This is a genomic window from Micromonospora sp. NPDC049175, assembly GCF_043197345.1.
In the GTDB taxonomy this organism is placed as follows: Bacteria; Actinomycetota; Actinomycetes; order Mycobacteriales; family Micromonosporaceae; genus Micromonospora.
Map to the genome: position 1 here is coordinate 207793 of NZ_JBICSY010000005.1, position 24102 is coordinate 231894.

21 protein-coding genes, 1 tRNA gene and 1 pseudogene are annotated in these 24102 nt (G+C 71.1%); 15 read left to right on the forward strand and 8 right to left on the reverse strand.

The features are described 5' to 3' along the window. Positions 1-201: 201 nt before the first annotated feature. Positions 202-939 (reverse strand): RDD family protein, encoded by a 738-nt coding sequence (locus ACGFH8_RS21215; RefSeq protein WP_393369560.1) that lies wholly within the window; start codon positions 937-939, stop codon positions 202-204. A gap of 11 nt (positions 940-950) precedes the next feature. After that, positions 951-2156 carry a 4-hydroxyphenylpyruvate dioxygenase gene (hppD, locus tag ACGFH8_RS21220; protein WP_357252721.1) on the reverse strand — a complete coding sequence of 402 codons (1206 nt, stop codon included), beginning with the start codon at positions 2154-2156 and terminating at the stop codon, positions 951-953. A 130-nt stretch (positions 2157-2286) separates the two neighbouring features. On the opposite strand from hppD, the gene ACGFH8_RS21225 reads away from it, so the two are divergent. The 5 genes from ACGFH8_RS21225 (at position 2287) to ACGFH8_RS21245 (ending at position 10766) form a co-directional block, all read left to right on the forward strand. Continuing rightward, entirely contained in the window at positions 2287-2781 is a 495-nt protein-coding gene (locus tag ACGFH8_RS21225) for an Lrp/AsnC family transcriptional regulator (protein WP_393369563.1), read from the forward strand. A 105-nt stretch (positions 2782-2886) separates the two neighbouring features. Beyond that, positions 2887-4296 carry a PQQ-binding-like beta-propeller repeat protein gene (locus tag ACGFH8_RS21230; RefSeq protein WP_393370448.1) on the forward strand — a complete coding sequence of 470 codons (1410 nt, stop codon included), beginning with the start codon at positions 2887-2889 and terminating at the stop codon, positions 4294-4296. 114 nt (positions 4297-4410) lie between these two features. Further along, on the forward strand, positions 4411-6078 hold the full coding sequence (locus ACGFH8_RS21235) for a fumarate hydratase (RefSeq protein ID WP_393369565.1): 1668 nt from the start codon (positions 4411-4413) through the stop codon (positions 6076-6078). Between the two features lie 264 nt (positions 6079-6342). After that, positions 6343-9321: a BTAD domain-containing putative transcriptional regulator gene (locus ACGFH8_RS21240; protein WP_393369567.1), complete on the forward strand. Its 2979-nt coding sequence runs from the start codon at positions 6343-6345 to the stop codon at positions 9319-9321. Between the two features lie 35 nt (positions 9322-9356). Continuing rightward, positions 9357-10766 carry a class II fumarate hydratase gene (locus ACGFH8_RS21245; protein ID WP_393369569.1) on the forward strand — a complete coding sequence of 470 codons (1410 nt, stop codon included), beginning with the start codon at positions 9357-9359 and terminating at the stop codon, positions 10764-10766. A 103-nt stretch (positions 10767-10869) separates the two neighbouring features. Here the strand turns inward: ACGFH8_RS21245 and ACGFH8_RS21250 are convergent, their stop codons facing one another. Further along, entirely contained in the window at positions 10870-11160 is a 291-nt protein-coding gene (locus ACGFH8_RS21250) for a hypothetical protein (protein ID WP_393369572.1), read from the reverse strand. A gap of 488 nt (positions 11161-11648) precedes the next feature. On the opposite strand from ACGFH8_RS21250, the gene ACGFH8_RS21255 reads away from it, so the two are divergent. From ACGFH8_RS21255 to ACGFH8_RS21265, 3 genes are all read left to right on the forward strand, one after another. Beyond that, positions 11649-12461: a Scr1 family TA system antitoxin-like transcriptional regulator gene (locus tag ACGFH8_RS21255; RefSeq protein WP_393369575.1), complete on the forward strand. Its 813-nt coding sequence runs from the start codon at positions 11649-11651 to the stop codon at positions 12459-12461. Then, positions 12452-12634 carry a DUF397 domain-containing protein gene (locus tag ACGFH8_RS21260; RefSeq protein ID WP_393369578.1) on the forward strand — a complete coding sequence of 61 codons (183 nt, stop codon included), beginning with the start codon at positions 12452-12454 and terminating at the stop codon, positions 12632-12634. The genes ACGFH8_RS21255 and ACGFH8_RS21260 overlap by 10 nt, the downstream gene beginning before the upstream one ends. Positions 12635-12808: 174 nt before the next feature. Next, the gene (locus ACGFH8_RS21265) at positions 12809-13393 is read left to right on the forward strand and encodes a GNAT family N-acetyltransferase (protein ID WP_393369580.1); all 585 of its coding nucleotides are present in this window, start codon (positions 12809-12811) and stop codon (positions 13391-13393) included. Here ACGFH8_RS21265 and ACGFH8_RS21270 read toward each other — a convergent pair. Continuing rightward, positions 13360-13905 carry a CGNR zinc finger domain-containing protein gene (locus ACGFH8_RS21270; protein ID WP_393369583.1) on the reverse strand — a complete coding sequence of 182 codons (546 nt, stop codon included), beginning with the start codon at positions 13903-13905 and terminating at the stop codon, positions 13360-13362. The two genes, ACGFH8_RS21265 and ACGFH8_RS21270, sit on opposite strands and share 34 nt — an antisense overlap. 85 nt (positions 13906-13990) lie before the next feature. Here ACGFH8_RS21270 and ACGFH8_RS21275 point away from each other — a divergent pair, with 85 nt between their 5' ends. Next, the gene (locus ACGFH8_RS21275) at positions 13991-14956 is read left to right on the forward strand and encodes a DMT family transporter (protein WP_393369585.1); all 966 of its coding nucleotides are present in this window, start codon (positions 13991-13993) and stop codon (positions 14954-14956) included. 13 nt (positions 14957-14969) lie between these two features. Beyond that, positions 14970-15641 (forward strand): annotated as a pseudogene (locus tag ACGFH8_RS21280) (HAD family hydrolase); the annotation flags it as partial. 266 nt (positions 15642-15907) lie between these two features. Here the strand turns inward: ACGFH8_RS21280 and ACGFH8_RS21285 are convergent. Further along, a complete protein-coding gene (locus ACGFH8_RS21285) occupies positions 15908-16216 on the reverse strand; it encodes an endonuclease domain-containing protein (RefSeq protein ID WP_393369587.1) in 309 nt (102 codons plus the stop codon). Between the two features lie 1231 nt (positions 16217-17447). Next, positions 17448-18215, reverse strand: coding sequence for an IclR family transcriptional regulator (locus tag ACGFH8_RS21290; RefSeq protein WP_393369590.1), 768 nt, complete (start codon positions 18213-18215; stop codon positions 17448-17450). A gap of 63 nt (positions 18216-18278) precedes the next feature. On the opposite strand from ACGFH8_RS21290, the gene cysS reads away from it, so the two are divergent. Together cysS and rlmB are read left to right on the forward strand one after the other, a co-directional pair. Further along, entirely contained in the window at positions 18279-19694 is a 1416-nt protein-coding gene (cysS, locus tag ACGFH8_RS21295) for a cysteine--tRNA ligase (protein ID WP_393369592.1), read from the forward strand. Next, on the forward strand, positions 19694-20845 hold the full coding sequence (rlmB, locus tag ACGFH8_RS21300) for a 23S rRNA (guanosine(2251)-2'-O)-methyltransferase RlmB (RefSeq protein WP_393369595.1): 1152 nt from the start codon (positions 19694-19696) through the stop codon (positions 20843-20845). Before cysS ends, rlmB begins: the two co-directional genes overlap by 1 nt. A 49-nt stretch (positions 20846-20894) precedes the next feature. On the opposite strand, the gene ACGFH8_RS21305 is transcribed toward rlmB, so the two are convergent. Both ACGFH8_RS21305 and ACGFH8_RS21310 read right to left on the reverse strand, forming a co-directional pair. Continuing rightward, positions 20895-21476: a hypothetical protein gene (locus ACGFH8_RS21305; RefSeq protein WP_393369598.1), complete on the reverse strand. Its 582-nt coding sequence runs from the start codon at positions 21474-21476 to the stop codon at positions 20895-20897. A 168-nt stretch (positions 21477-21644) separates the two neighbouring features. After that, positions 21645-22736 carry an ABC transporter ATP-binding protein gene (locus ACGFH8_RS21310; RefSeq protein WP_393369601.1) on the reverse strand — a complete coding sequence of 364 codons (1092 nt, stop codon included), beginning with the start codon at positions 22734-22736 and terminating at the stop codon, positions 21645-21647. Between the two features lie 340 nt (positions 22737-23076). On the opposite strand from ACGFH8_RS21310, the gene ACGFH8_RS21315 reads away from it, so the two are divergent. The 3 genes from ACGFH8_RS21315 to ACGFH8_RS21325 all read left to right on the forward strand — a co-directional run bounded on the left by ACGFH8_RS21315 (position 23077) and on the right by ACGFH8_RS21325 (position 24093). Next, positions 23077-23153, forward strand: a tRNA-Thr gene (locus ACGFH8_RS21315). An 83-nt stretch (positions 23154-23236) separates the two neighbouring features. Beyond that, positions 23237-23638: a helix-turn-helix domain-containing protein gene (locus tag ACGFH8_RS21320; RefSeq protein WP_393369604.1), complete on the forward strand. Its 402-nt coding sequence runs from the start codon at positions 23237-23239 to the stop codon at positions 23636-23638. A gap of 35 nt (positions 23639-23673) precedes the next feature. Further along, positions 23674-24093, forward strand: coding sequence for a VOC family protein (locus tag ACGFH8_RS21325; RefSeq protein WP_393369605.1), 420 nt, complete (start codon positions 23674-23676; stop codon positions 24091-24093). The last annotated feature ends 9 nt before the right edge of the window (positions 24094-24102 follow it).

Sequence of the window (24102 nt, forward strand, 5' to 3'; positions counted from 1 at the left end):
CGCTCCGCTTCGCTGCGCGTCGGCGCGAGGCGCCACGCTTCTGAGCCTGATGGTTCGCTCGCTGCGCTCGCTCACGCCGCCGCTCCGCTTCGCTGCGCGTCGGCGCGAGGCGCCACGCTTCTGAGCCTGATGGTTCGCTCGCTGCGCTCGCTCACGCCGCCGCTCCGCTTCGCTGCCTGCTGTTTCGGTCGTTGCGCTCGCTCACGAGGACACCTTAACGACGACCGTCTCGGCGAACTTGTCGTGGAGGCACTGCTGCCACGGCTTGTCCCAGACCTGCCACAACCCGTCGACGTAGGTGCCGGCCGGGACCAACGAGCCCCCCAGGTACTGCACGAGCCAGCGGCGGCCGGCCATCCGCCGGTCCAGCGTGCGGCTCGGGTCGATCGGCACCACGCGCAGCTTGAGCGCCCTCTTGCCCACCGTCTGACCGTCGCGCTTGAGGTATTCCACGTGGTAGAGCCAGTAGAAACCGAGCATCACGACGAGGAGCCCGAGCTGGAGCAGCAGGAGCGGCAGGAAGAACTCGACGAAGAGGGTGGCCATGTCCGGTTCCACCAGCGAGCCGTCCGGGTTGGTCCGGGTCATCTCGGTGAGCATCCGCCACCAGAGGAAGAGGAAGAACGGCAGGAACAGCACGAGCGACACGGCGCTGGCCAACGCCGTGTCGATCAGCCAGGCCAACAGCCGGTCGGCGAAGCTCGCCAGCGGCTGACCGGCCGGGCTCAGCGGCGGAGGCACCGGGCCGGAGGGTCCGGCGGACCACGGTGGCGGGGCGTACCCGGGCGGGGCGTACCCGGGCGGGGCGTACCCGGGCGGGGCGTACTGCGGCGGGACAGCGTACCCGTGGGGGTGTGGTCCGGGCGGCGGCACGACGCCGCCGGCGGCGGGCTGAGGCCCACCGGCCGGCGGCGTCGTGTACGACGGAGGCTGCGTCACGCTCGCAAGTGTTACAGGTTGCCGCGGGCTTCCTGCTCCCGCTCGATCGCCTGGAAGAGCGCCTTGAAGTTGCCCTTGCCGAAGCCCAGCGAGCCGTGCCGCTCGATCAGCTCGAAGAAGACCGTCGGGCGGTCCTGCACCGGCTTGGTGAAGATCTGGAGCAGGTAGCCGTCCTCGTCCCGGTCGACCAGGATCTTGCGGGCCTTCAGCTCCTCGATCGGCACCCGCACCTTGCCGATGCGGGCGCGCAACTCGGGGTCCTCGTAGTACGAGTCCGGGGTGTCCAGGAACTCCACCCCGGCGGCCCGCATCGCGTCGACGCTGGCCAGGATGTCGTTGGTGGCGACGGCGATGTGCTGCGCGCCGGGGCCCTGGTAGAACTCCAGGTACTCGTCGATCTGGGACTTCTTGCGGGCGATCGCCGGCTCGTTGAGCGGGAACTTCACCTTGCGGGTGCCGTTCGCGACGACCTTGCTCATCAGCGCCGAGTAGTCGGTGGCGATGTCGTCGCCGACGAACTCCGCCATGTTGGAGAAGCCCATCACCCGCTTGTAGAACTCGACCCACTCGTCCATCCGGCCCAGCTCCACGTTGCCGACCACGTGGTCGACGGCCTGGAAGAAGCGCTTCGGCTGGATGCCGGCGGCGATCATCGGCTGCCGGTCCACGATCGGGCCGCGAGCGGCGAAGCCGGGCAGGAACGGGCCGGTGTAGCGCGACCTGTCGACGAGGGTGTGCCGGGTGTCGCCGTACGCGGCGATGGCGGCCATCCGGACGGTGCCGTGCTCGTCGGTCACCTCGTGCGGCTCCACGACGCTGGCGGCGCCCTGCGCGATGGCGTGCGCGTACGCGGCGTCGACGTCCGGCACCTCCAGCGCGATGTCGCTGATCCCGTCGCTGTGCTTCGCCACGTGCTCGGCGCCGTCGGCGTCCGGGCGCACCGCGCCGGTCAGCACGAACCGGGCCGAGCCACTGGTGAGCACGTACTGGGCGTGGTCCCGGTAACCCTGCTCGGGGCCGCGGTACGCCACGCAGGTCATGCCGAACGCGGTGGAGTAGTAGTGCGCGGCCTGCTTGGCGTTGCCGACCAGGAAGTGCACGTGGTCGAGGCCCCGGACCGGGAACGGGTCGTGGCTGATGTCGTGGTCGACAGCGCCGACGAGCCGGTCGACGTCGACGTCCTCGGTCGACTGGGGTCGGTCGATCGCCTGGGTCATGGTGGTCTCCCTCGCGTACCGGCCGGCCTCGTGGGCCGGTTCCTGACCGAAGGATCGCGGGACGGGCATCGAGTGGGCAACTGTCGGCGTAAATGCTGGTCAGGTTGTGCATTCGGTATGGTGTTGACCCATGAATGGTGAGCAGGCTGTACAGCTCGACGCGCTCGACGTGCGCTTGATCGAACTGCTCGCCGAGGAGCCGCGGATCGGGGTGCTGGAATGCTCCCGCCGGCTCGGGGTGGCCCGGGGCACCGTGCAGGCCCGGCTGGACAAGCTCGTCGACCGGGGTGTCGTCGGCGGCTTCGGCCCGGAGATCGCACCGGCCGCGATCGGGTTCGGGGTGACCAGCTTCGTCACCCTGGAGATCAGCCAGCGGCACGGCCACGACCCGGTCACCGCCCACCTCGCCGCCATCCCCGAGGTGCTGGAGGCGCACACCATCACCGGCTCCAGCGACCTGCTCTGCCGGATCGTGGCCCGCTCCAACACCGACCTGCAACGGGTCATCGACCAGATCGTCTCCTCGGCCGGCATCACCCGGGCCTCGACGATCATCGCGCTGGCCGAGCAGATCCCGTACCGCACGCTGCCGCTGGTACGCAGCTCCGTGCGGGGGTCCTCGTAACACCTTCGCGCGCAGAAAGCGCGGCGACACGGCGGCGCGGGCGTACGGAAGTTCCGTGATCGTGGCTACGGTGTGCGGGTGGCGAAGGGGAGCGTGCGCGGTGGGCTGCTGCTCGGCCTCGCCGTGGTCGTCGCGCTCGCCGCGACCGGCGTGTGGAACCCCTTCCCCGGTCTGTGGGACTGGGTGGACCGCAGCGAACCCATCTCCGAGCCGGACGTGGTCTGGCAGCAACGGATCGGCGGCACCCCGCGCAGCGTGACGATCGCCGGCGACGCCGTCGTGGTCGAGCAGCGTACCCGGGTGGAAGCCCGCAGCCTGGCCACCGGCGCCCAGCTCTGGGAGCGCAAGGCGGACTGGTCGGCGGTCGCGGGCGGTGACCGGGACGCGGTCGTCGCCGTGGGCAAGCTCCTGGTCAAGGGGTACGAGCTGCTCGACCCGGCCACCGGGGCGACCCGGCGACGCGACGCCGACGCGGTGGCCGTCTGGACGTACCGCAACCTGCTCCTCGACGCCCGCTGCACGGACGCGACCGACTGCACCCTGAGCGCCTGGGACCCACGCGGCACCACGCCACTCTGGACGGCGTTCCTGCCCGGGGTGCACAGCGGCCTGCTCGCCGACAACCCCGGCCTGCGCGGCACCCGTCGGCTCACCGCCACCCGCATCGACGACGGGGTGGCCGGGGCGGAACCAGCGCCACCGCTGCTCGGCTTCCCGGTGGACGGTCGGGTGCACGTCGTCGACACCGCCACCGGTCGCGTGTTGCAGAACGTCGAACCCGGGCGGGACGAGCGGCTGTCCGTGGTGGGCGGCCGGATGCTGCGGATCGCCGCCCGATCCCAGGACGGCACCTGCTACTTCGCCATCTCCGCCCGGGACCCGGCGACCGGTCAGGAGACCTGGCAGCGTGCCGGGGTCAACCTGCGGACCGCCGACAGCGCCGGCTGCGTGCAGCGCGAAGATCCGCAGGGCGCGCGGAACGTGCTGATCGGTGTCGGCCCGGACGGCCGCGAGGCGGTCGTCGACGGGTACGACGGCCGGCTGCTCTGGGTCGGCGAGGCGGGCACCAAGCTGATCGCTGTCGACGACCGCTACGCGGTGTTCCGCGCCGCCGACAAACGTTCGGTGGTCGCCCGTCAGCTCGGCACCGACCGGGTGCTGTGGACCCGGCCCGCCACCGGCAAGGCCGGTGCCGCGCTGACCCCGTACGCGGCGGTGGTCACCGACGAGAAGCCGTCCCGGTTGGTCGCTGTGGACCCGCGCAACGGGCGGGAGTTGGCCATGCTGCGCACCTCGGCCAACGCCCTCGCCGTCGGGTCGCAAGGCATGATCATCGGCGAGGGACGCGAGATCGGCTACGTCCGCTTCGGCGCTGCCGGGGGCTCACCGGCCCGCCCGCCCGGCGACGGCGGGAACCCCGCGCCGAACGGCACCGGCCCCGGCGGGCCGACCAACGGCGACTGCGGGCCGAAGGGCGAACTCTGCCCCGACCCGGACGGCGGCAAGGACGGCTGAGGGCCTGGTCACCCGCTGGATGAGCGGGCGGCGGGCCCGCGGGATGAGAGCGGCGTCCCAGGACCCGCCCGGCGGGTGGGAGTGATCGACCGGTCTGCCCTAGGCTTGCCGCTCATGAGCAGTGCCGCCGCATTCTCGTACGCCCCCCTGCTGCCGACCGGCCCCGACCAGACGGACTATCGCCTGGTCACGGACGAGGGCGTCGACGTCGTACACGGCCCGGGAGGCCGTCGGTTCCTCACCGTGGAGCCGGCCGCGCTCACCGCGCTGACCGCCGAGGCGATGCACGACATCGCGCACTTCCTCCGCCCCGCGCACCTGGCCCAGCTCCGGGCGATCATCGACGACCCGGCGGCCTCGCCGAACGATCGGTTCGTCGCGCTGGACCTGCTGCGCAACGCCAACATCGCCGCCGGCGGGGTGCTGCCGATGTGCCAGGACACCGGCACCGCGATCGTGATGGGCAAGCGTGGCCGGCACGTGCTCACCAACGGCGCGGACGCCGAGGCCATCTCCCGGGGCGTCTACCAGGCCTACACCAAGCTCAACCTGCGCTACTCCCAACTCGCCCCGCTGACCATGTGGGACGAGCGGAACACCGGCAGCAACCTGCCGGCCCAGGTCGAGCTGTACGCCGAGGACCCGGACGGGCACCCCGACGCGTACAAGTTCCTGTTCATGGCCAAGGGTGGTGGCTCGGCCAACAAGTCGTACCTCTACCAGGAGACCAAGGCGCTGCTCAACCCGACGCGGATGATGCAGTTCCTGGAGGAGAAGCTGCGGCTGATCGGCACCGCCGCCTGCCCGCCGTACCACCTGGCCATCGTCATCGGCGGCACCTCCGCCGAGTACGCCCTGAAGACCGCGAAGTACGCCAGCGCGAAGTATCTCGACGCGCTGCCCACCTCCGGCTCGATGAGCGCGCACGGCTTCCGCGACCTGGAGCTGGAGGCGGAGGTGCTGGAGCTGACCCGGAACTTCGGCATCGGGGCCCAGTTCGGCGGCCGGTACTTCTGCCACGACGTCCGGGTGGTGCGGCTGCCCCGGCACGGCGCGTCCTGCCCGGTGGCGATCGCCGTCTCCTGTTCGGCGGACCGGCAGGCGGTCGCCAAGATCACCCCGTCGGGTGTGTGGCTGGAGCGACTGGAAACCGACCCGGCGCGGTTCCTGCCCGACGTCACCGACGACGCGCTCGACGCCGAGTTGGTCGTCCGGGTCGACCTGAACCGGCCGATGGACGAGATCCGCGCCGAGCTGTCGAAATACCCGGTGAAGACCCGGCTGTCACTGTCCGGCCCGCTCGTGGTGGCCCGGGACATCGCGCACGCGAAGATCGCCGAGCGGCTGGACGCCGGTGAGCCGATGCCGCAGTACCTGCGCGACCACGCGGTCTACTACGCCGGCCCGGCGAAGACCCCCGAGGGCTACGCCTCCGGCTCCTTCGGCCCGACCACGGCCGGCCGGATGGACGCCTACGTGGAGCAGTTCCAGGCCGCCGGCGGCTCCCAGGTGATGCTCGCCAAGGGCAACCGGTCCGGCCAGGTGACCCGTTCCTGCCAGCGGCACGGCGGTTTCTACCTCGGCTCCATCGGCGGTCCCGCCGCCCGCCTCGCCCAGGACTGCATCAAGCACGTCGAGGTGCTCGAATACGCGGAGCTGGGCATGGAGGCGGTCTGGAAGATCGAGGTGGAGGACTTCCCCGCCTTCATCGTGGTCGACGACAAGGGCAACGACTTCTTCGCCGAGGTCACCAAGCCGGTGCTCACCGTCGGCCGCCGCTGACCCGACCGGCACGGCAAGGGGCGTCGAGCGAATCCGCTCGACGCCCCTTCTGTCGCCCGTGCTGAACCGACATCGGTGCGCCCGCCCCCGGTGGGGGTGATGGGACGTGCGCACCGCCCCCGTCGGATGCCGTCACCGACAACCCGGAGTGAGTGTCCGATGGACCGCTGCCGATCCGCTCTCACATCGCTATCGCCTGACTGAGCCGATCTGTCACCGCCGGACTACGCTGCTGAAAGTCGGGCCAGTGATGCGGGGGAGCAGATGCGGTTCGGGATCCTGGGGCCTCTGCGGGTGGGCGGTGGCGAGGCCACCGTCACCGCTGGTCGAGACCGGATCGTGCTCGCCACGCTGCTGTTACGGGCCGGCCGGCTCGTGCCCGTGGAAGAGCTTGTCGACGCGGTGTGGGAGGAACGCCCCCCGGCGACCGCCCGGGCCCAGCTACAGACCTGTGTGTCGCGACTGCGACGCCGGTTCGCCGAACTGGGGCTGACACCGGAGGCCATCGTCACCGATCCGGCGGGGTACGGCGTCCGTACCGGGCCGGACGACCTGGACGTCGAGGTCTTCGCCAGGGGGGTGGAGGCGGCCCGTGCCGCCGCCGAGGCCGGTTGGCTGGACGACGCGCGGACGGAATACCGCGCCGCCCTGGCGCTCTGGCGCGGGCCGGCCCTCGGCGGCATCCCGAGCCGCAGCGTCCGCCGCCGCGCGCAGGCCCTCGACGAGCAGCGCCTGACCGCGTTGGAGGAGTGCGTCGACGTCGAGCTGCGTCTCGGCCGAGGCGCCGAGTTGATCGACGAGCTCACCGAGAGCGTCGACCAGCATCCGCTGCGGGAGCGACTGCGCGGCCAACTGATGCTCGCCCTCTCCTCGGTCGGTCGACAGGCCGACGCGCTCGGGGTCTACCGGGAGGGTCGGCGGTCCTACGCCGAGGAACTGGGCATCGAACCGGGCGCCGAGCTCCAGAAGCTGCACCAACGCGTACTCGCCGGCGATCTGGTCCTGGCCGGTCGGGCGTCGTCGCCGATCCAGCCGGTCCGCTCACTGCCCCGGGCGATCGGCGACTTCACAGGTCGGCAGCAGACCCTGGCCCGCCTGATCAAGGACGTGGAGGCCGGCGCGCGAATCCAACTCATCGACGGAATGGCCGGTAGCGGTAAGACCACCCTCGCCGTGCACGTCGCCACCGCCCTCGCCAACGACTACCCGGACGCCCAGCTCTACATCGACCTGCACGGGCACAGCGAGCGCACCCCCCTGACACCCGCCGCGGCGGTGGCCACACTGCTGCGGCAGCTCGGTCTGCCGGCCGAGCGGGTGCCGACGAACCAGGACGACCGGTTGGCGCTCTGGCGCACCGAGCTGGCCGGACGACGCGCCCTGCTGGTGCTCGACAACGCGGCCACCGCCGACCAGGTGACACCCCTGCTGCCAAACGGTTCGCACTGCCTGGTCCTGATCACCAGCCGTCGCCGGTTGGTCGGGGTGGACGAGGGACGACCGTCCTCACTGCCCGTACTCGACACGGACGAGGCGATCGAACTGCTCGGGCACGTGGTCGGCGTCGACCGGGTGGCGGCCGAACCGGAGGCGGCCACCGAGGTCGTCCGCCGTTGCGGCCACCTGCCACTCGCCATCCGGCTGGCCGGCGCCCGACTGGCGCACCGGCCCCGTTGGCGCATCGCCGACCTGGCCGAGCGGCTGATGAGCCGACCCGACCCGTTGGCCGAGTTCGAAGCGGGCGACAGGTCCGTCGCGCGGGCCTTCGCCCTGTCGTACGCCCAGGTGTCGCCGACGGCGCAGCGTGCGTTCCGGCTGCTCGGCCTGCACCCGGGGGTACGGTTCGACAACTCGGTCGCCGCCGTCCTCGCCGAACTGCCCCTACCCGACGCCCAGGACCTGCTCGACGAGTTGGTCGACGCGAACCTGGTGGAGGAGGCCGAGCCGGGTCGGTACCGGTTGCACGACCTGGTCCGGGAGTACGCGCGGACCCTGGTGTCCGAGCCGGGTCGAGAAGCCGAGCGGCGGGACGGCATCGAACGTCTGCTCGACCACCACCTGCACGTCGCCACGGCGATCGCCCGCAAGAAGGAGCTCTCCTCGCTCCACTCGCTGATCGTGGTGGCGGAACCGCTCCGCCCCGACCTGGTCGCGCTCGTCGCCGAGCAGGGCCAGGCCTGGCTCGACGAGAACCTGGCGGTGTGGACCGCCCTGGTCCGGTTGGCGGAGACCGAGGCATTCCCCCGCTACTGCTGGCAGTTGGCGAGGGCGTGCTGGTTCGCCCAGTTCGAGGGCGGTCGGCTGGATGAGCTGATCGAGACACACACCATCGGCCTGCGCGCCGCCGAGGCGTTGGGCGACGACCGGGCAGTGGCGACGGTGCTCAACTATCTGGCCTCGGCCCACTACCGGCTGGGTGATTTTCCCGAGTCGATCCGGGTCATGGAGAGGTCACTCGGGATCTTCCGCGAGCTGGGTCTGCGCAGCGGGTTCCGCAACTCGCTCGGCAACCTGGGCAGCTCGTACGCCGCCAACTTCGAGTTTCGCCGCGCCCGGGAGTGCTTCGACGAGGCCCGCGCGTTGGCGACGCGGATGCGCGACAAGGAGGCGCTGACGAACGAACTCAACAACCTGTCGATGACCCTGCTGCTGTGGGGAAGGCTCGACGAGGCGCTGCTCCTTGCCCGACGGCACCTGGGCATCGCACGCGAGATCGGCGGCCCGCGCCGACTCGGCAACGCCCTCGGGCATCTCGGGATGATCCGGCATCGGATGGGTGACGTGGGACCGGCCAGCCGGTTGCTGCACGTGGCTCTGCGTTTCAAGCGGCAGATGGGCACCCGGTTCGGTGAGGGTGAGGTGCTGAACGAGATCGGGATGATGGAACGGGAGGCTGGGCGCCCGGAACAGGCCGCCGACCTGCATCGTGCGGCACTTGTCGCGATGACCGAGGTGGGGGACCGCGTCGCCCAGTGCGGCTCGCGCAACCTGCTGGCCCGAGCCATCCTGGACCAGGGGGACGTGACAAGTGCCCTCGACCTGCATCGCCGGGTGCTCGCCGACGCCACAGAGCTGGGGGCCCGAAACGAGCAGGGCCGGGCGCTGACAGGCATCGCCCGCTGCCTGCTTGCGAGCGACCCGGCGGCGGCGCGAGCGCACCTGAACCGGGCGCTGTTCCTGTTCCGCCAGATCGAGTCGCCGGACCAGCACGAGGTGGAACGGCTGCTCGCCGAGGTGGGCTGACGGATCATCTGCGAGTCGGCCACGGGCGCGGCAGGATGGTACGTGTGACGACTCCAGAGGCGACCGGTTACCGGATCGAACGCGACTCGATGGGCGAGGTGGAGGTGCCCGCCGAGGCGCTGTGGCGGGCACAGACCCAGCGGGCGGTGCAGAATTTCCCGATCTCCGGCCGGGGCATCGAACCGGCCCAGATCAAGGCCCTGGCCCAGATCAAGGGCGCGGCGGCCGAGGTCAACGGCGAGTTGGGCGTGATCGAGGCCAACGTGGCAGCCGCCATCGCCGCAGCCGCCGCGCACGTGGCCGACGGCGGCTACGACGACCAGTTCCCGGTGGACGTGTTCCAGACCGGTTCGGGCACCTCGTCGAACATGAACGCCAACGAGGTGATCGCCACCCTGGCCGGCCGGGAGCTGGGCTCACCTGTGCACCCGAACGATCACGTCAACGCCTCCCAGTCCAGCAACGACGTCTTCCCGTCCTCGATCCACCTGGCCGCCACCCAGTTCATCGTGGAGGACCTGCTGCCGTCGCTGGGCCACCTGGCAGCGGGGTTGGAGGCCAAGGCGGCGGAGTTCGAGACGGTCGTCAAGGCCGGACGCACCCACCTGATGGACGCCACCCCGGTCACCCTGGGCCAGGAGTTCGGTGGGTACGCCGCCCAGGTCCGCTATGGCATGGACCGGCTGGAAGGCGCGTTGCCCCGGCTGGCCGAGCTGCCACTCGGCGGCACCGCCGTCGGCACCGGGATCAACACCCCACTCGGCTTCGCCGCTGCCGTGATCGGCAAGCTCCGCGAGTCGACCGGGCTGCCGCTGTCCGAGGCGCGCAACCACTTCGAGGCGCAGGGTGCCCGGGACGCGCTCGTGGAGACGTCGGGGCAGCTACGTACCGTGGCGGTCGGCCTCTACAAGATCGCTAACGACATCCGGTGGATGGGTTCCGGTCCGCGTGCCGGCCTCCGCGAACTCCGTATCCCCGACCTCCAGCCCGGCTCGTCGATCATGCCCGGCAAGGTCAACCCGGTGGTCGCCGAGGCGATGCGGCAGGTCTGCGCACAGGTGATCGGCAACGACGCGACAGTCGGCTTCGCCGGCTCCCAGGGCGACTTCGAGCTGAACGTGATGCTCCCCGTGATGGGCCGCAACCTGCTGGAGTCGATTCGGCTGCTCTCCGCGGTGAGCCGGCTGTTCGCCGACCGGCTGGTGGCCGGCCTGGTCGCGGACGCCGAGGTCTGCCTGGCGTACGCCGAAGGTTCACCGTCGATCGTCACCCCGCTCAACCGCTACCTGGGGTACGACGAGGCCGCCTCGATCGCCAAGGAGGCGCTGGCCAAGCAGATCTCCATCCGCGAGGTGGTGATCTCCCGGGGCCACGTCGACTCCGGCAAGCTCACCGAGACCCAGCTCGACGAGACGCTCGACCTGCTGCGGATGACCCACCCCTGACCCCGCTGAGCGCTGCCCGGCCGCCGCCCGGCCGCGGTCTGTCCCGCTCAGGGCATGTGCCGTGGTCTGTCCCGCTCAGGGCACGCGCCGTGGTCTGTCCCGCTCAGGGCATGTGCCGTGGTCTCGCCCAGCCGAGGAAGCGGGTGAAGAGCGCGGCGGGGTCCGGGCCGTCGTGCGGGTTCAGGCGGTACAGGTCGGCAGCCGCCTCGTGCAGGACCGCGCACAGGTAGACGCTCAACCCGATCCGGTCGTGCGCGTACTCCCGGCGCAGGGTGAGTCGGGCGACCGGGCACGGCCACGGCGCGGCGCAGACCCGGCAGAGCCACAGCGGGCGCAGGGCCAGGTGCTTTCGAGGTGGAGTCGTGGCACGGTCGTCCGGGGTGGTCCGGGACATGCGACGGCCTTCCTTTCGACCTGAATCGTTTGTGGCATCACGCCGCGCTCCCCGCGCGTCCCGGGTCGGGCTGTGCGTCCGGGCCGGCTGCGCGTCCGGGCCGGCTGCGCGTCCGGGCCGGCTGCGCGTCCGGGCCGGCTGCGCGTCCGGGCCGGGCCAAGATCGTGCTCGAACCAGGATGTAGTGGCTTCCGCACGCCGGGACCCCACTGTTTCCACGATCGAGCACGATCTTGCGCGGCCAGTCGGGGTGACCGGCGTGATGGGGATATGGGAGGTGGGACCGCCCGGCACGGGGGATCGGGCGGTCCCGTGCGGCGCCGGCAGATCCCGGGGGACGGGGAGCGGTGCCGCGCTTCACAGTCTGGTGATCAGGCGACTACGGTCGGAAGGGTTTGGCCGCGTCGTCATAGTCGCCCTGTTTCGGGTGGCACCGCCGCTGGCGGCCGGCTGGAGATGATCGTCGGCGGGGTGGAGGGCGGGTACGGCATGGCCGATGGACAGATGACGGCGGCGGCGTTCCTGATCGCGGAGCTACGCCGGGCACGGGCTCGGCGGGGTTGGAGTCAGGACGAGTTGGCCAAGGCGGTGAACTACTCGGCGTCGATGGTCAGCGCCGTAGAGCTGGGCCAGCAGGCGCCCACCGCCAAGTACCTGGAACTCGTCGACCGCGCCCTGGACACCGGCGGCCTCTTCGGCCGGATGCCCACCGAACTGGTCAGCCTGGACCGGGCACAGCCCTGGCTACGTGGCTGGCAGGCGATCTTCGAGCAGGCACGGATGGTCCGGTGGTACGAGCCCCGCTACGTGCCGGGGCTCTTCCAGACGGAGGCCTACGCGCGGGCGGTCTTCGAGGCCGGCGGCCTGCTCGCTCCCGAGGAAGTCGATCGGCGAGTGACCGACCGGATGGACCGTCAGGACGTGCTGCACAGCGAGCGTGCGCCGCAGATCGTGGCGGTGCTGGACGAGGCAGTGTTGCGGCGACGGGTGGGCGGGCGGAAGGTGATGCGCGACCAGACGCTGCACCTGGCCGGCATTGCCACCGGGCACCCGCGGGTCCGGCTGCACGTCGTGCCGCGATGCGCCGAGGAGTACCCGGGGCTCGGTGGACCGTTCGCGTTCGCTGCCCTGCCCGACGGCACGGAAGTGGCCTACCTGGACAGCCAGGTTCGGGGGCAGGAGCTGGACCAGCCACGGGATCTGTTGCGGTTACAGCGGATCTGGGAAGCTACCTTGGGGGAAGCCCTGCCCCCGCAGGCTTCCATCGAGCTGATGAACGAGGTGGCCGAATCGTGGAGTTGACCGGCGCTCGATGGCGCAAGAGCAGCCGCAGCAACCAGGACGGCAACTGCGTCGAGGTGGCGACGAATCTTGGGGACGTGGTCGGGGTGCGAGACAGTAAGGACTCGGACGGGCCCGTGTTGGTTGTCGACGCGTACTCCTGGCGGCTCTTCGTGGTCGCGCCCCCGCGCTGACGCGACCGCCTCGCCCGCGACGGTGGTCGCGGGGTTTCTTTGGCAGCAACTTCGGCGATGTTGCTGCCTCGTCACGGTCTGAGGCAGCAACTTCCCCGATGTTGTGCGGATCTTGGATACGGCGGCGCGGGTAAACGGCTCGACGGTGGTGTGTGGTGGCGGGATGATCCCGTTATGAGGGACCTGCCCTGCACCGAGCGGTTGCGGTTTCGGCGGTTGACCATGGCGGACGTCGACCTGCTTGTCGAGTTGGACGGTGATCCCGAGGTGATGCGGTTCCTCAGCGGTGGTGTCGCCACGCCGCCGGCCACGGTCCGCGACGAGCAGTTGCCGAGGCTCCTCGGTCAGTACGAGCGGCATCCCGGGCTGGGGCGGTGGGCGGCGCACGATCGGGAGTCGGGCGAGTTCCTGGGCTGGTTCGCGCTCGACCCGTCGGCGGACGGCACCGAGGCCGAGTTGGGCTACCGGCTGCGGCGCTCGACGTGGGGGCGAGGGCTGGCCACGGAGGGTTCGCGGGCGTTGGTCAGGTACGCCTTCGACACGGTCGGGGTGCGTCGGGTCTGGGCCGAGACGATGGCTGTAAACGAACGCTCGCGGCGGGTGATGGTCAAGGCGGGTCTGCGTTATGTGCGGACCTTCCACCTCCGGTGGGACGATCCGATTCCGGGGACCGAGCAGGGCGAGGTGGAGTACGAGTTGCGGGCCGAGGAGTGGGCGGCCACCGCTCAGGAGCGGCCGGCGGCGCGTCGGGCGCGGTAGGCGGTCACGGCGGCGCGGTTGCCGCAGCCGGCCTCGCAGAACCGCCGCGACCGGTTGCGAGACAGGTCGACGACCACGTTGTCGCAGTCCGGGTACTCGCAGATCCGCAGTCGGCTCAGCTCGCCCATCCGGACCAGGTCGGCGATCGCCATCGCCGCCTCCACCGCTATCCGGGTGGCCAGCGGCGCGTCGCGGGGCGTGGCGTGCAGGTGGTACGGCTCGTCGTCGTGCTCGATGAGCTGCGGCAGCGCCTTGTGTTCCAGTAGTAGGCCGTTGACGATGGCGACGATCTCGGGCGGTTCGGTGGACCAGATGCGGCGCAGCCGGGGCCGCAACTGCTGGACGCCGCGCAGCTCCGCGTCGGTGTGCTCGTGCCGCCCGCTGTAGGAGTAGCGGACGAAGAAGGCGTCCAGCGCGGCAATGTCGGGCAGCAGCTCGCCGTCCCGGCCCGCGGTGTTGACCAGCGCGGCGGCGGCGATCAGGGAACACTCGGTGTCATGAGCAAATAGCACCTTGACTCCTGTCATAGCTTCCGCCTAGCGTCATCAGCACAAGGATAGTTTGCTCATGACACGGTGCCGACCCGAGGAGCGCGACATGCACTCACGACCTGCCGCCGGCGCCGCCTTGGCGCTGCTCTCCGCAGTCACCTTCGCCACCTCCGGCACCTTCGCGCGATCACTCATCGAGGCCGGCTGGTCGGCCGAGTCGGCAGTGATCGCCCGGGTCGGTATCGCCGCCCTGGTGCTGGCGATCCCCGCCCTGCTGTCGCTGCGGGGCAGGTGGGCGGTGCTGCGGAGCAACGCCACGGCCATCGGGCTGTTCGGGCTCCTCGGGGTGGCGCTGGCCCAGGTCTGCTTCTTCAACGCCGTGCGCTATCTGCCGGTCGGTGTCGCGCTGCTGCTCGAATACCTGGGCATCATCCTCGTCGTGGGGTGGATGTGGCTACGGCACGGGCAGCGACCCCGCCGGCTCACCGTGGCCGGGTCGGTGGCCGCCCTGGTCGGGCTGGCGTTCGTGCTCGACCTCGCCGGCACCGCCGACTTCCACCCCGTGGGTGTGCTCTGGGGTCTGGGTGCGGCATTCGGCCTGGCAGGGTACTTCGTGCTCGCCGGGCGGGTCGACCCCCGGCTGCCCTCGGTCGCCCTGGCCAGCGGCGGAATGGCCGTCGGCGCCGCCGTGCTGCTCCTCATCGGGCTGACCGGACTGCTTCCGCTGCACGCCACCTTCGGCGAGGTCACCTTCGCTGGGCAGCCCACCAGCTGGTTGCTGCCGATCGCCGGGCTCTCGCTGGTGGCCGCCGTCATCGCGTACCTGGCCGGCATCGCCGGCACCCGGATCCTCGGCCCCCGGCTGTCGTCGTTCGTCGGGCTGACCGAGGTGCTCTTCGCGGTGCTGATCGCCTGGCTGTTCCTGGACGAGCTGCCCACGGGGTGGCAACTCCTCGGCGGCGCGTTGATCGTCGCCGGGGTCGCGCTGGTCCGACTCGACGAGCTGCGCGGAACTCCGTCGGCACCCGCGCCCGTCTCGCCCGAGCCCGCGCTGGCGCTCGACGGTCGATGAGACAGTGGGCAGCGTGCTGACCACAGTGGTGTTCGACGCCGACGAAACCCTGCTCGACCTGCGCCCCGCGGTGACCGGCGGGCTGGTGGCCGTCCTCGACGAGATGCGGCGGCGTAGCCCGGCGGCGAACGAGGTGACCCTTGCCGAACTGGAATCGGACTGGGACGCGGTCTTCGGTGACCTGTCGGCCGCCCCGGTCGTGGAGATCCGCCGCGCCGCCCTGGCCCGGTCGCTGGCCCGCGCCGGCCTGAACGACCACCTGGACGAGATCGCCGTCCTCTTCTTCGCCCGCCGGTTCGCCCTCACCAGACCCTTCCCGGACGTGCCGGCGGCGTTGGCCGCGTTGCGCCCCCGGTACACCCTGGGTTTCGCCACCAACGGCAACAGCCGCGCCGAACGCTGCGGGCTCACCGGCGAGTTCACCTTCGAGATGTACGCCCACGAGAACGGCCTGCCCAAGAAACCGGCCCCGGAGTTCTACGCGGCGGTGGTCGCGGCAGCCGGGGTGCCCGCCGGCCAGATCGTGTACGTCGGGGACTCGTGGGAGCACGACGTGGTGGCACCGCAGCGAGCGGGCTTGCGATCGGTGTGGCTGAACCGACACGGTCTGCCGCGCCCGGACGATTCCGTGCCCGATGCCGAAGTGTCCAGCCTGGCCGACCTGCCGGCCGCGCTCGCCAACCTGCCGGCCGTGCGGGCCGACGTACCGGCCGTGCTGACTGAAGTGCCGGCTTCGCGGGCCGACGTGCCGGCCGCGCTGATCGACGTGCCGGCCTCGCGGGCCGATGCGCCGGCCGCGCTGATCGACGTGCCGGCTTCCCGGGCCGATGCGCCAGCTTCGCGGGCCGGTGCGCGGGGCGGTCTGCGGGCTTGATCGACTCGATTTTCTTGTAGGTGGGGTGTCGAGGTGCGGTGGAAGGCGCGGTTTGCGGGAACCCGAGTCGATCATGGTCATGTGGGCGATCCCCGTCGCCATCCGCGGCTGACCAGCGCGTCCCGCACCTCCCGAAGCACCGCCGGGAACTCACGGTTCAGCCGTCGGCTGGTCACGTGCAGGACCAGCCAACCCGCGTTGACCAGTAGGTTCAGCCGACGGCGGTCGCGGTGCAGTTGCTCTGCGTCGGAGTGCCACTTCCCGTCGTACTCCACCGCTACCCGATATTGCGGCCAGGCCAGATCGGGGTGCAGGACAACGCCGATGGGCAGGCGTACCGGATGTTGCACCACGGGGCGCGGCAGCCCACCCAGCACCAACCGCACGCGTAGGTGCGACTCTGGCGGAGATTCGGCTCCGCTGTCGGCCAGGTCGAAGACCCAGCGCGCTCGTCGCCCACCGGGCCGATCGGCGTTGCGGGCAGCCAGGGCAGCCAGGGTGTCGCGATCGGCCAGCCCCTGCCCGAGCAGCGAGTCGACGATGGCGACGGCCCGAACCGGATCGAGCCAGACAGCCGTTTCCCAGGCGGCCCGCCCAGGGTCGGACCGGGGGATGAGGACATCCTGCTCTCGAGACCCGAGTGTGCTGGCCGCCGTCCACCCAACGCCCGGCCGGGCCGTCGCGATTGCCCCTGCTCTGATGGACGCCGCCGGGCGGAACAGTTGTCGTGTTGGGCGTGGTGACGTTCCGCCGGCAGGTGGGCGCTCTGCTCCCATAGGTCGCGCCGCATCGCGTGGACGTCCAGCGCTCGACGGCCGCCCTGCGGCTGGTGGCCGTCTTGTGTCCGGTGGTTGGCTCGCGTCCGGTGGTTGGCCCGCGGCTGGTGGCCGTCCTGCGTCCGGCGGATGGCCTGCGGCTGATGGTCGTCTTGTGCCTGGCAGTCGCCGTGTCGTTGGTGGGGGCGCGGCCGGCTCTGGGGTTTCGCTCGCCGTTAGTCTGGTGAGGGCGTTGACGTGCACACTGAGGCCGCGCTGTGGGCCGACCCGCAATGATCGGGGCACGAGGACGTGCACATCGTCGGTGAAACTCGCGGCGTGTAGGACGCCGTGGAGGTGGGCGGCCGACGGGCCGCCGACGACCACTCCGGGCGGTAGCCGGAGGAGTGCGGCGCGACACGCGAGGGCGTGGTCCCGCTCCAGCCGCGCATCGGCGTAAATGTCGTGGCGCAACCGCACCCAGGCGGAGTTGCGCAGCTGATGTTCGGTGAGCAGGCCGTCCCGGACGGCGTCGGAGCCGCGGAAGACCTGCCAGCTCAGGGCATCGGGGCGATGCGGACGTGGTGGCATGCCAAGCAGCCTGCCGACCACCCACTGGCCACCGAAACCCCTGTGGACAACCCGGCCCGCGCGTCCCGCCGGACCTGTGGACAACCACGAACCCGCCTGCCGATTGTGCTATAGCCCCGGCCGGATCGACCGACACGGGCGCCTTTGGACCGCCCGCCGGTGGTGATCCACTCGCGTTTCTGAAAGTCGGGCGGTCGTTGGCCTTGGGACATCGCGACTTTCATGAACCCGAGTTGATCAAGCCAGCGAGGTGGTGGTCGCGGGCTCGGGATCAGCTGAGGGCTGTGGTGATGGCTGTGGCGGCGGCTTGCACCTGGGGGCCGATGGTGTCCACGTCCAGCGGGGCGAGCGCGACCACGCCGACGCTCGCCTCCAGGCCGGGTACGCCGAGCACCGGCGCGGCCACCCCGTACGCCCCGGCCTGTAACTCCCCGCTGCTGCTCACCGGCGCAGCCTCCCCGGATCGGCCGGCCAGGATGGCTCGGCCCGCCGCCCCTCGGTCCAGGGGGTGGCGGGCCCCGGCACGGTACGCGACGTGGAACGACGTCCAGGTCGGCTCGACCACGGCCAGGGCGACGCCTTCGCCACCCTCGACGACGGTCAGGTGTGCGGTCGCGCCGGCCTGCTCGGCGAGGCGGCGTAGCGCGGGCAGGGCGCCTTCGGCGAGCAGCGGCTGGGCGCGTCGGGCCAGGTGCAGCAGTCCGGCGCCGAGGTGTAGCCGTCCGACGCCGTCGCGGCGCAGCATGCCGTGCCCGGTGAGCGGGCCGACGAGCCGGTAGACGGCGGCCCGGCCGATGCCGAGCCGGTTGGCGGCCTCGGTGACGGTCAGGCCGCCCGAGGCGTCGGCAACCAGGTGCAGCAGCCGTAACCCTCGGTCGAGGGTCTGCGACATCTCCCCGGGGCGTCCCGCAGCGGCGTCGACAAGCCCGGCCGGTCCGACCGCGCCGGCTTGTCCGACCGCGTTGGCCTGCCCCGGCACAGCGTCGGTGGGGGCACTGGGGTGGGCTGGGGTCTCACCGGAGCGTGCGGTCGCGTCCACGTCTGGCAGCGTACGACCCGGCACCGGCCGATCCGGACAGGCACGGACAGCTACCCTTGTACGGTGACGCTACGCCTGTATGACACTGCCACCCGATCGGTGCGGGACTTCGTCCCGCGGGAAGCCGGCAAGGTGGGGGTCTACCTGTGTGGTCTCACCCTTCAGTCTCCGCCGCACATCGGCCACCTTCGCTCCGGCGTCAACTATGACGTGCTGCGTCGCTGGCTGCAGGCCGCCGGCTACGAGGTCACCTTCATCCGCAACCTGACCGACATCGACGACAAGCTCCTGGTCAAGGCGGGCGAGCAGGGTCGGCCGTTCTGGTCGATCGCGTACGCGAACGAGTTGCTCCTCGCCGAGTCGTACCGGGCGTTGAACGTGTTGCCGCCCACCTACGAGCCGCGGGCCACCGGGCACATCCCGGAGATGCACGAGCTGATCACCAAGTTGGTCGCCGACGGGCACGCGTACCCGGCCACCGACGGCTCCGGCGATGTCTACTTCGACGTGGCGTCGTGGCCGGCGTACGGGTCGCTGTCGGGTCAGTCTCCGGACGCGATGCAGTCGGCCGGGGACGCGCCGGACCGGGGCAAGCGGGACCCGCGCGACTTCGCGCTCTGGAAGGGTGCCAAACCGGACGAGCCGGCGGACGCCTACTGGCCGTCGCCCTGGGGGCTGGGCCGCCCTGGTTGGCACATCGAGTGCTCGGCGATGTGCTGGCGCTATCTCGGCCCGGAGTTCGACATCCACGGCGGCGGTCTGGACCTGACGTTCCCGCACCACGAGAACGAGATCGCCCAGTCCAAGGCCGCCGGTCTGCCGTTCGCCCGCTACTGGGTGCACCACGGGCTGCTGAGCATCGGCGGGGCCAAGATGGGCAAGTCCGCGGGCAACGCGCTCAACCTGGCGTACGTGGACTCGCTCGGGGTGCGGCCGGTCGAGCTGCGGTACTACTACGCCGCCGCGCACTACCGCTCGGTGATCGACTACTCGGAGGACTCGCTCCGCGAGGCCGCGACCGCGTACCGCCGGATCGAGGGTTTCGTGCAGCGGGCGGCCGAGCGGGTCGGCGTCGAGCAGCTCGGTGAGCTGCCCGGCGGCTTCGTCGCGGCGATGGACGACGACCTCAACACGTCCGCCGCGCTGGCCGTGCTGCAACAGCACATTCGGGACGGCAACACCGCGCTGAGCGTCGGCGACGATGTGACCGTCCGCACCACCCTGGCCGCGGTGCGGGCGATGCTGGATATCCTCGGGATCGACCCCCTCAGCCCGGACTGGAGCGGCGGTGGCCGCACGGGTGATCTACGGGCCGTGGTGGACTCCCTGATCGCGTTGGCCCTGGAGCAGCGCGCGCAGGCCCGGGGCCGCAAGGACTGGGCTGCCGCCGACGCGGTACGGGACCAGCTCAAGCTGGCCGGTGTGGTGGTCGAGGACACCCCCCAGGGCCCCCGTTGGACTATTGGAGAGCAGGACTGATGGCCGGCAACTCGCAGCGCCGTGGCCGGCGACTGACGTCGAAGGCAGGCGCCCCCAAGGGCACCGGCGGCAAGAACAAGGACTCGCTGGCCGGGCGGGGGCGCACCCTGCCCGCCGACGAGCGGCCGTGGCACAAGGGCTACTCGGGCACCGAGAAGCTGCCCCAGCGCACCGCCTGGAAGCAGGACAAGGAGCGCCGCGCGGCGGCCGACGAGGGGCGCGCCCCCAAGATCGGTCAGCCGGGCAGCAAGGACACCACCTGGGGCAGGGGCGGCGGTCGGGGCGTACCCGGGGGTCGGGGCGCTGCCACCGGCGGCCGTGGGGCTGCCGGCGGGCGGGGCGGCAAGCCCACCGCGCGGTCCGGTCCTCGGGTCGCGCCGGGGCGCAAGTCCAACCCGAGCAAGGACACCCCGGAGCTGCTGGTCGGGCGTAACCCGGTGCTGGAGGCGCTGCGCGCCCAGGTGCCGGCGACGGCGCTCTACGTCGCCCAGGGCATCGACATGGACGACCGGATCAACGAGATCATCCGGACCGCCGCCGACCGGGGCATCGCCAACCTGGAGATCAGCCGGGCCGAGCTGGACCGGATGACCGGCGGCGTGCTGCACCAGGGCGTCGGGTTGCAGGTGCCGCCATTCGCGTACCAGCCGTTCGACGACCTGGTCGCCGCCGCCCTGGAGCAGCAGGCCCCGCTGCTCGTCGCGCTGGACGGTGTCACCGATCCGCGCAACCTGGGTGCCGTGATCCGGTCGGCCGCCGCGTTCGGCGCGCAGGGTGTCTTCGTACCCGAGCGACGTGCTGCGGGGATCACCGCGACCGCCTGGCGGACCAGCGCCGGCGCGGCGGCGCGGGTGCCCGTGGCGCAGGTGACGAACCTGACCCGGTCGCTGAAGGCGTGCCGGGACGCCGGCTTCATGGTGGTCGGCCTGGACGCCGACGGCGACACCGACCTGTACGACCTGGAAGCCGCCGTCGGTCCGCTCGTGGTCGTGGTCGGTTCCGAGGGGCGCGGGCTGTCCCGCCTGGTCGGGGAGACCTGCGACCTGACCGTCAGCATCCCGATGATCTCCGAGGTGGAGTCGCTGAACGCCAGCGTGGCCGCCGCGGTCACCCTCGCCGAGGTCGCCCGCCGCCGCTCGGTCGAGCTGTAACGACGTCCGACGAGGCCCCCTTCCGCCGCTGCGGGAGGGGGCCTCGCCGTCAGATCTGGTGGGTCCAGGCGACGAAGAGCACCGCACCGGCAAGCGCCATCAGCAGGGTGGTCGGGATCAGCCAGAGCGGGCTCCGCTCCCCGTCGAGACGTCGGGTCAACAGTTGGTGCACGGCGGCGATGCCGACCAGCGCGGCCAGGCCGGCGGCGGCGATCGGCAGGCCGACGAGGAAGTGCGCCAGCCACGCGCCGGCCCGGCTCGGACCGCCCCAGGAGTGGTCGTACGGTCCGGGGTCCACCACGCCGTACAGCACGCCGCGCAGCACCATCAGCACCTGGACGCCGAGCGGCAGCAGGGCCACCGCGCCGAGGAGCAGGCTGAGCAGCGCGTGGCCGAGCACCGCGACCCGGCCGGGCCGCCGGCCGGGCACGGGCGTTGGGGGCGCGCCGAGCAGCCCGGTACGCAGGGCCCTCCATCGCGCGACGGCGGCACCTGCCCCGCCCCACGGGACGGTCACGAGCGCGAGCAGGGCGACCGGCACCAGCGTCGCGCAGTAGGCGAGGCTGCGGCCGGCCAGGCGAACCACCAGGTACGGCCGGGATCGGTTGATCGGTTGAGCGGTGGCGGACACGGCGTCTCCTCGGGTTGGGCGTGCCGCGACGCTACGGGCGCGGCCCACCCCGCCGAGTCACCCCGCGGAGCCACATCCACGCTGGCTCCGGGGGGTGAAGATCCACCACCGGTACGACGACAGGGGCGGCCCGCCGCAGCGGACCGCCCCTGTCGGTTGAGCGTTACGTCAGATCCGGCTGCCGGTGGCGGCGTGGAAGACGTGGCTGCGACCGGTACGCGGCTTGACGAACACGGTGTCACCCATGTTCGGCATGCTGCGCCGGTCGGTGCGGACGACGAAGCGCTCCGAGCTGCCACCCAGCGCGGCGTGGCCGTAGACGTTGGCGTCCGAGCCGAGGTCCTCGACGAGCTCGACCACGACCGGCATGCCGCCCTCGGTCGGGCTGACCAGGTCGCAGTCCTCCGGGCGGAAGCCCACGGTCACCTTGCCGTTGCCACCCTCGCTGCGGGCCGCCGCGACCTGCTCCCGGGTCAGCGGGATGTTCAGCTCGGCGAACTCGGCACCCTGCTCGTTGAGCGCGACGGTCTTGATGTTCATGGCCGGGGAACCCATGAAACCGGCGACGAACACGTTCGACGGGGTGTCGTAGAGCGCGCGGGGGGTGTCCACCTGCTGGAGGACACCGTCGAGCAGCACGGCGACACGGTGACCCATGGTCATGGCCTCGACCTGGTCGTGCGTGACGTAGACCGTGGTGACGCCCAGCTTGGCCTGCAGGGACGCGATCTGGGTACGGGTCTGCACACGCAGCTTGGCGTCGAGGTTCGACAGCGGCTCGTCCATGAGGAAGACCTGCGGCTCGCGGACGATCGCGCGGCCCATCGCGACACGCTGACGCTGACCACCGGAGAGCGCCTTCGGCTTGCGGCTGAGGTACTCCTCCAACTGGAGCAGGGCCGCCGCCTCCTTGACCCGCCGGTCGATCTCCGACTTGGAGGTCTTGCGCAGCTTGAGGGCGAACGCCATGTTCTCGTACACCGTCATGTGCGGGTAGAGCGCGTAGTTCTGGAAGACCATCGCGATGTCGCGGGCCTTCGGAGGAAGGTGGGTGACGTCACGCTGGTCGATGTAGATCGAGCCGGCGTCCACGTCCTCCAGGCCGGCGAGCATCCGCAGGCTTGTGGACTTGCCGCAGCCGGAGGGGCCGACCAGGACGAGGAACTCGCCGTCGCCGATCTCCAGGTTCAGCTCGTTGACGGCGGGACGCTCTTGGCCCGGGTAGACCCGGGAAGCCTTGGAATAGGTGACCGTAGCCATGGTGAAGCGCTTCCTTTCACCGGCAGGAACGTGCCGGACGATCCGAGTGAAGGAGCGACAGGCACGTATCCGTGCCGGTCAGCGGACTGCGGCTCGCGCGCGGGGGCGCCGGGCTGTCGTCCGTGTGAGTGAACCGTAAACGGGTTTGCCCCTGCTGCCAAGGCGGGGTGCCGCCCGACCCGGCCGACGGCCTACGCATTCCGGGCACTCGGGCACGCTCAGGCATCAATCGACGCACCGGTAAACCCGTACGCGTCGGGTTGTTGACGTTTCCAATGCTCGGGGGGTATCGCGAGCGGGATATCCGGACGTCACTCGCTATGCTGACGTCGACGCACGCGCCCCTGTAGCTCAGCTGGCCAGAGCACTCGCCTTGTAAGCGAGATGTCGCCGGTTCGATCCCGGCCGGGGGCTCCATATTCACAAAGCTCTTCCCGATCGGCTCCGCGGTGAGTCGACATGGCCCGGCGTAGCCTGGGCCGGGCAGAGAGCGGGGGCCGATGAGTCGCGCGGTGGAGGAGTCCAACCGGGCGATGCTGCGTGCCCGGGACGCGATGGACCGGGCGTACGCCCAACCGCTGGACATCCCCGCGCTGGCCCGGATCGCGTACGTCTCCGAGGCGCACTTCATCCGCACCTTCCGGGCCACGTTCGGTGAGACCCCGCACCGTTACCTGCAACGCCGTCGGGTGGAGCGGGCGATGACGTTGCTGGTGGAAACCGATCGGGACGTCACGGACATCTGCTACGCCGTCGGCTTCAGCAGCCTCGGCACCTTCAGCCGGACGTTCCGCCAGATCGTCGGCAAGTCGCCCTCGGATTTCCGGCGGGACCGTGTCGCGCCGGCCAACGTGCCGTCGTGCTTCACCAAAGCCTGGACCCGACCCAGCAGTTTTGGATAAGCCACAGGTCACGGTCTACCTCTACCGTTGTCGGCATGACGATGAACGCGATCAGCCGCTCCCAGATCTACGTCCTCGACCAGGACGAGGCCCTCGATTTCTACGTGAACAAGCTCGGCATGGAGGTCAACACCGACCAGGATCTCGGCTTCATGCGGTGGCTGACTGTCAACCTGCCCGGCGACCCGGAGCGGGAGATCCTGTTGGAGAAGCCGGGCGCGCCGGCGCTGGACCCGGCCACCGCCGAGCAGGTCCGCGAGCTGCTCACCAAGGGCGCCCTGGGTGGGTACCTCTTCATGACCACCGACGACGCCCACAAGACGCACGAGGAACTCGTGGCGAAGGGCGTCGAGATCACCGACGAGCCGACCGAACGCCCGTACGGGATCGACTTCGGCATCCGGGACCCGTTCGGCAACCGGATCCGCATCGGCCAGATGTTCCCGCGGGGCTGAGGCCTGTTT

Excerpts from the sequence above, each read along its gene's own strand:
- ACGFH8_RS21325 (WP_393369605.1), top strand. The coding sequence starts at position 23,674 with ATGACGATGAACGCGATCAGCCGCTCCCAGATCTACGTCCTCGACCAG.
- rlmB (WP_393369595.1), top strand. The coding sequence starts at position 19,694 with ATGGCCGGCAACTCGCAGCGCCGTGGCCGGCGACTGACGTCGAAGGCA.
- ACGFH8_RS21250 (WP_393369572.1), bottom strand. The coding sequence starts at position 11,160 with ATGTCCCGGACCACCCCGGACGACCGTGCCACGACTCCACCTCGAAAG.
- ACGFH8_RS21225 (WP_393369563.1), top strand. The coding sequence starts at position 2,287 with ATGAATGGTGAGCAGGCTGTACAGCTCGACGCGCTCGACGTGCGCTTG.
- hppD (WP_357252721.1), bottom strand. The coding sequence starts at position 2,156 with ATGACCCAGGCGATCGACCGACCCCAGTCGACCGAGGACGTCGACGTC.
- ACGFH8_RS21320 (WP_393369604.1), top strand. The coding sequence starts at position 23,237 with ATGAGTCGCGCGGTGGAGGAGTCCAACCGGGCGATGCTGCGTGCCCGG.
- ACGFH8_RS21265 (WP_393369580.1), top strand. The coding sequence starts at position 12,809 with ATGAGGGACCTGCCCTGCACCGAGCGGTTGCGGTTTCGGCGGTTGACC.
- ACGFH8_RS21310 (WP_393369601.1), bottom strand. The coding sequence starts at position 22,736 with ATGGCTACGGTCACCTATTCCAAGGCTTCCCGGGTCTACCCGGGCCAA.
- ACGFH8_RS21235 (WP_393369565.1), top strand. The coding sequence starts at position 4,411 with ATGAGCAGTGCCGCCGCATTCTCGTACGCCCCCCTGCTGCCGACCGGC.
- ACGFH8_RS21275 (WP_393369585.1), top strand. The coding sequence starts at position 13,991 with ATGCACTCACGACCTGCCGCCGGCGCCGCCTTGGCGCTGCTCTCCGCA.
- ACGFH8_RS21255 (WP_393369575.1), top strand. The coding sequence starts at position 11,649 with ATGGCCGATGGACAGATGACGGCGGCGGCGTTCCTGATCGCGGAGCTA.
- ACGFH8_RS21245 (WP_393369569.1), top strand. The coding sequence starts at position 9,357 with ATGGTACGTGTGACGACTCCAGAGGCGACCGGTTACCGGATCGAACGC.
- ACGFH8_RS21240 (WP_393369567.1), top strand. The coding sequence starts at position 6,343 with ATGCGGTTCGGGATCCTGGGGCCTCTGCGGGTGGGCGGTGGCGAGGCC.